General features: G+C 47.3%; 4 protein-coding genes. 1 reads left to right on the top strand and 3 read right to left on the bottom strand.

Annotated elements, in window-relative coordinates; all coding sequences use genetic code 11:
• Positions 1–51: 51 nt before the first annotated feature.
• From E5S67_RS30725 to E5S67_RS30715, 3 genes are all read right to left on the bottom strand, one after another.
• Positions 52–1,581 carry a polynucleotide kinase-phosphatase gene (locus E5S67_RS30725; RefSeq protein ID WP_246277069.1) on the bottom strand — a complete coding sequence of 510 codons (1,530 nt, stop codon included), beginning with the start codon at positions 1,579–1,581 and terminating at the stop codon, positions 52–54.
• Positions 1,582–1,663: 82 nt separating this feature from the next.
• The gene (locus tag E5S67_RS30720; protein ID WP_172193080.1) at positions 1,664–3,058 is read right to left on the bottom strand and encodes a 3' terminal RNA ribose 2'-O-methyltransferase Hen1; all 1,395 of its coding nucleotides are present in this window, start codon (positions 3,056–3,058) and stop codon (positions 1,664–1,666) included.
• Positions 3,059–3,248: 190 nt separating this feature from the next.
• On the bottom strand, positions 3,249–4,700 hold the full coding sequence (locus tag E5S67_RS30715) for a GTP-binding protein (protein ID WP_172193078.1): 1,452 nt from the start codon (positions 4,698–4,700) through the stop codon (positions 3,249–3,251).
• A 212-nt stretch (positions 4,701–4,912) separates the two neighbouring features.
• Here E5S67_RS30715 and E5S67_RS30710 point away from each other — a divergent pair, with 212 nt between their 5' ends.
• Complete coding sequence (locus tag E5S67_RS30710) at positions 4,913–5,743, top strand: CPBP family intramembrane glutamic endopeptidase (protein ID WP_172193076.1); 831 nt, start codon at positions 4,913–4,915, stop codon at positions 5,741–5,743.
• The last annotated feature ends 150 nt before the right edge of the window (positions 5,744–5,893 follow it).

Genomic DNA, 5,893 nt, shown 5'->3' with positions numbered 1-5,893 from the left:
ATGGCTTTTCAAACTTTGATAATTTTCGAGAACGCGTATTAGCTTGCTTCTCTAATTAGATAAAAATATCACCGTAAGTTCCGGAGAGCCGATCGCATTTTCTTCTTTAATCGTAATGTTACGTTGCAGGCGAGTTGAAATAATGCGTTTTCCGAGTACGTCGCTAATGTCTAGTACGTCATCAAACTGCTGTTGGGCGGTGAGATTCCCTGTCGCCAAACCGCTATTGATAACGGGTGAATTCATGTCTCTATTGTTAAGTGGAGTTTGGCCGTATTGAAAGGCGATCGGCTTAGCAGGTTCGCAGTAAATTCTAGCAGCAGGAACGCTGACAAATTCTCTTTCGGGATACCGCAAAGCTGTTAGTTTGCCTCCGAAAACGCAGCCCGTGTCAATATCAACAGTATTGTTCAACCATTCTGTTTCTGGAACGGGGGTGTGTCCGTAAACAACCGCTGCCTGACCTCGATATTCGGCGGCCCAATTGTAGCGGACGGGCAAGCCGAATTCATCGATTTCGCCAGTTGTTTCTCCGTACAAGGCGAAATCTCGAATGCGGCCCGATGCGCGTCCCTGAAATTCAGCTTTCATCCCGGCGTGGGCGACGACTAATTTTCCGCCATCGAGGACGTAATGCCCAATCAAACTATCTAAAAATTGGCGAATTTCTCGTACTGCTGATTCGCGCAATTCATCCGGTAAAGCGGCAATTTCTGCTAAGGTTTGTTCGAGTCCGTGGTTGATTTTGACATTTTTGCCGTTTAGTTTTCGCAGCAGTTTGATGTCGTGGTTTCCAGGTACGCACAAAGCTGTTTCTGCGAGTACCATGTTTCGCACGAGTTTGAGGGTGTCGAGAATGCGCGGGCCCCGATCGACCAAATCGCCCAAAAACACGGCTTTACGCCCTTCCGGGTGCGCGTAGGTGGGAAAATTCCCCAAATCGGATTCGCTGGATTTTTCGATAATTTGATAGCCCAACTGTTGCAGCAATTGTTCCAATTCGTCGCAGCATCCGTGAACGTCGCCGATAATGTCAAAAGGGCCGCTGTCGCCTTTGCGATTGTTCCACAAAGGTTGTCTCTCGACTTCCACCGCGTCGATTTCCTCTGGGGAACGGAGGACGTAAACGTACCGAAATCCTTCCCTATCTAGAGATTTGAGCGATCGCTTTAAATTCTGAACGTGGCGGCGAATTACATGATTTCCGAAATTGCGATCGGGACGCTGTTGGTTGCGATCGCCACACAATTTTTCTGGTAAATCTAGCACAATAGCAACCAAAAAGCAATGGTATTTTCGGGCTAATTCCAACAAAGGTTTGCGGCTTTCCGGCTGAACGTTGGTGGCATCAATCACAGTTAGCTTACCTGCACCCAGACGTTTAGCAGCGATTAAATGCAATACTTCAAAAGCATCAGCGGTGGCCGCTTGATTGTTTTCGTCGTCGGAAACCAGACCGCGGCAGTAATCCGATGAAATGATTTCTGTAGGTAGGAAATGCTGCCGCGCAAAGGTGGATTTGCCGGAACCGGATGCACCGATGAGAACGACTAGGGATAGTTCTGGAAAAGTAATTTTCATTGTTTATTTAATAATATAGATTTTTACTCGTTTACTGGTTACCAGGCTCTGCCTGGTAACCAGTTAAACCAGTTAATAGATTTTACATCTCGAATATTGCCATTTGCGTAGGCGAACCTACTTCTAAATCTTCAGTTCCCACACAACGAAACTCAACCCCACAGCCAAAGCGTTCGGCAACCCCATTCGCCCAAGCTTGAAATTCGGCCCTTGTCCACTCAAAGCGGTGATCCCGGTGGCGAAATTTGCCCGCCGGTAAGTTTTCAAACCGAACATTATATTCAATATTTGGAGTTGTGACGATCGCACTTTTCGGTCGGATAAATTCAAACAAAACCCGCTCAAAAGCAGCTAACCGTTCTAAATCCAGATGTTCGATCACTTCAATTACCGTCGCCGCATCAAAACCAGTCAAGCGGGTGTCCCGATAAATCAGCGAACTTTGAATTAGTTGAATGCGAGATTGCTGTGCGGGAGACAATCGATCGATTTGCAAACGTTCCCTGGCAATTTCCAAAGCCCGAAAGGACACATCGACGCCTGTAATTTGTTCGATCGAGCTTTCTTTCAAAAGCAGTTTCAGCAGTTTTCCCTCACCGCAGCCCAAATCTACCACTCGCTTAGCACCGCTTTGCTTTAAAACCTCCGTCACAGCTTCCAAACGCTCTTGATTCAAGCTAATTCGCTGTTCTAAAACTTCCTCTTCTTGCTGATGAGAAACTTCGAGATCCTCAGGGTCGATATGAGCTTCTTCTGCTAACTGTGCCACAGCAATTCGCGTCAGACGGCGCTGGCGTTTCAGATAGCGGTTGGCAATTTGTTCGCGGGCGGGATGCGCGTTCAACCAACCTTCACCGTGATGCAATAACTTCTCGATTTCATCATCGCCCACCCAATAATGTTTGTCGTCATCCAACACGGGAATTAGCACGTAAAGATGGCTTAACAAATCCGCCAAACGAACTGTATTTTGCAGTTCCACAAAAAAGTAAGGACTCGCGCCCCACTCGGGAAATTGCTCGTCAAGAATCAGGGGTTTTGCTGCGACTTGATACCCAAGCGGCTCAAACATTTGCCGCAGGAATTTCTCGCCACCGCGACAGGGCAAAACCGACAGATTAACTGTCAAAGGAATAGCTGTTTCTGCGAGCTCTGGGCGGTCTTTGCAGCGACCGGATAGAGCTGTACTAAAGACTTTGGCGAGGGCGACAGACAGAAACGAAGAGGCAACGTAGGGGCGATCGTTCACGTATTGGTCGAGGGGGCGATCGCCCGATTTCGACTTGCCCCGCACCAAACCTACCGGATCGACATCTAACAGTAAAGCCGCCGTACACCTTTCTGCATTTGCCTCTGGATAAAACACGCTGGCTTGCCCGAAAGTCATCGGAAAGGATTGATGGCGATCGGGATGTTTGTGCAGCAAATAGCCCAAATCTGTAGCAGGGACGCGAGTTGTAGAGATGGTTAATAACATAATATTAGGAATTGGGCATCGGGCATCGGGCATCGGGCATCGGGCATCGGCCCGCGCAGGGCATCGGGCATCGGGCATCGGGCATCGGGCATTGGTAGTTCCTCACAAATAACAAATAACAAATAACTACTCACTGTCGATAATTAATCTGTGTATCCGTGCCAAAATCCGTGTCCTGACTTCCTTCTTTTCACTCAAATTTCTGTTTTTCCACACTTCCCAAATCCAACTTAGCCCGCAACTCCTCCTTAATCCGATTTAAAATAGAATCCTCATCCAAAGAAGACAAAATCTTGCTCACCACAGCCTTTGGCCCATCATCTCCCCAAGAAGCACCATTAGCCAAATAAGCCTTAGTAACTTGACCGATACCGTAGGAAGAAACCCCCGCGATCGCAGCTTGCGTCACCGCCACCGATAAATAAGGCCCTAAAGCCAAACCCCCCGTCGCCGGCGTTGCCAAACCCAACAATCCTTTCAACGAGCTCAAACCAAAATTAGCCAACAATTCGCCCGCAGTAATTCCCCCCATACTAATCGCAATCTTTTGCAGCAATTCCACCGCGCCCGCTTCCGTCATCGCAATGCCGTAAACTTTAGATAAAGTTAATATCATCACCACATCTATTACCGCACCGCTAAGAATATCAACTACAGTAATTGGATTAAGTGCGATCGCCACCGATTTCGTCATTACCGCATTCCAGATAATTCGATTAGCCGCCTCATCTCGAATTTCCATTTTTCGCTGCACCAACTGCTCGTTAATATCCCCCGCACAGAGCATCGTATTCAGCGCGACCAAAGATTTGCCTTCCCGGTCTAAAATCTCCAAAATCTTTAATTTTAAATCGTGCACTTGTGGCAAACTGCGAGTCATTTGCACGCCCATACTTCCGTCGGGACGGCGCACCGCCCTCGCCGTCAAAGGCGAAGCCGCCGCCATCACAATTTCATCGGGAGACAACAATTCTCTCACGCGGTCGTCTCGAATTTTATGATAAATTGCCAGCCTGTCTGCATCGGGATACTGGTCAATTTTATTAAACACTAATAACATCGGTTTTCCGGCTTCCCGCAACTGCGAAAGCGCTGCGTATTCCACCTTCGTAATGTCGCCAGCCACAACAAACAAAATCAAATCTGCTTGTTGAGCAACGCGGCGGGCTAAAAGTTCGCGAGTTTCGCCGTCAACTTCATCTATTCCCGGAGTATCTACTAATTCAACTTGCGACAAACGGTAAATAACTGGCGAAAGTCGATCGGGCAAATTCTCATCAATTCCCTCTCCGACATCCCACTGACCAATAGTCGTCGTGCGAGTCACCCCGTGAGTCGGGCCAGTTTCAAACACATTTTGACCTAGCAGCGCGTTCAAAACCGAAGATTTTCCCCTTCCCACCATCCCAAACACAGCTATTTGCACGCAAGCGCGCTCTAGCTTGTCGAGCATTTTCTCCAAGCCGCCAATTTCCGGTTCTAGTCCAGTTCGCTCTTGAACTGTCAAGTCGAGATTTTCTACTATATCTCGCAGAGCATCTTTAGCGTGGCGCAGGTTGAGTTCTGCCTGAATGTCTGCGAAGCTTAAAATTGTGTCATCTAATTCGCGATCGACATTTGAAAAATCCGAGGCTTCAGTCATTGTTACCTGATGTTATAGCTTTGCTTCACTTAAAGTTTCAACCGATATGATGCCATTCTAGCTTTTTCCGTCTGCTTTGTACATTAGGGGTACGGCAAGGGCGTGTTTAGAATCCGGGTAGGGACACAGCAATGCTGTGTCCTAATCCTGGTAAGGACACAGCATTGCTGTGTCCCTACAGATATGATGTAAAACCTTTTTAATTTACAACAATGATTAACCGCCTCCAAATAATAGCCCGTTATCCATTTCCTTTACGTGTGATAATTTTCCTATTAATTTTGCTAGCAATTTGGCTGCCGCTAGCAGCACCAATTTATCTCTTAGTTAAAGATAGTAACCTAGCAACTATTCTGACAATGGGATTGTTGTTTGCTGAGTTTCTGTTCCTAGTGCCGCGCTGGGGAAAACAGGTTTACGGACAAACCCAATTACTCAAGAGTTACGGGTTAATCAATACGCGAAAAAACGGTTTTGAGCTTTTAATCGGATTGGCGATCGGGCTTTTGCTCACTTTCAGCTTATTTGTGGTGCAAGGGCTGTTCGGCTTAGTCGCGTGGCAAAATTCTGATAATTTGCCGAGAATCATCGCAGAAGGGCTGTTAAGCGCCCTTGGAGTCGGTTTTGCGGAGGAGTTGGTATTCCGGGGTTGGTTGCTGGACGAGTTGCAGCGGGATTACAATTATAGAATATCTCTGTGGGCGAATAGCCTGGTGTTTGCCCTATCTCATTTTATCAAACCTGTCGCGGCAATGCTGGGGAGTTGGCCGCAGTTTCCAGGGTTGTTGTTGCTGGGTTTGATTCTGGTTTGGGGAAAAAGATCGCGCCAAAATCGCCTCGGTTTGTCGATCGGGCTTCATGCAGGTTTAGTCTGGGGATATTACACGATCAACATCGGGCAGTTAGTGCGATATTCGGCATCTGTTCCCGAGTGGGTGACAGGAGTTAACGGCAATCCGCTAGCTGGGGCGATCGGGCTGTTGTTTTTGAGTGTCTTGGCCTTGGGAATGCGAAAAATATCTGAACATTCCAAAGGTTTCTAGTAAGGACGAAGAGTCCTTATTTGCCACAACTTTGAGGACTAAATTCCTCACTACCACCAGGAGCATAACACTTATGCGATGAGTACAAATACTCTGAAAGACCATGCCCCTCATTAGTCCATAATTAAATATGTTTACCACTATCGAAAA

The sequence above is a fragment of the Microcoleus asticus IPMA8 genome (assembly GCF_013179805.1).
Taxonomy (GTDB): Bacteria; Cyanobacteriota; Cyanobacteriia; order Cyanobacteriales; family Microcoleaceae; genus Microcoleus; species Microcoleus asticus.
Note: the sequence above shows the minus strand (reverse complement) of the source record. Positions and strands in the feature narration are given on the sequence as shown.

What these genes read in the sequence shown, in the direction of transcription:
- E5S67_RS30725 (WP_246277069.1), bottom strand. Translation starts at nt 1,581, where the DNA reads ATGAAAATTACTTTTCCAGAACTATCCCTAGTCGTTCTCATCGGTGCA.
- E5S67_RS30720 (WP_172193080.1), bottom strand. Translation starts at nt 3,058, where the DNA reads ATGTTATTAACCATCTCTACAACTCGCGTCCCTGCTACAGATTTGGGC.
- E5S67_RS30710 (WP_172193076.1), top strand. Translation starts at nt 4,913, where the DNA reads ATGATTAACCGCCTCCAAATAATAGCCCGTTATCCATTTCCTTTACGT.
- E5S67_RS30715 (WP_172193078.1), bottom strand. Translation starts at nt 4,700, where the DNA reads ATGACTGAAGCCTCGGATTTTTCAAATGTCGATCGCGAATTAGATGAC.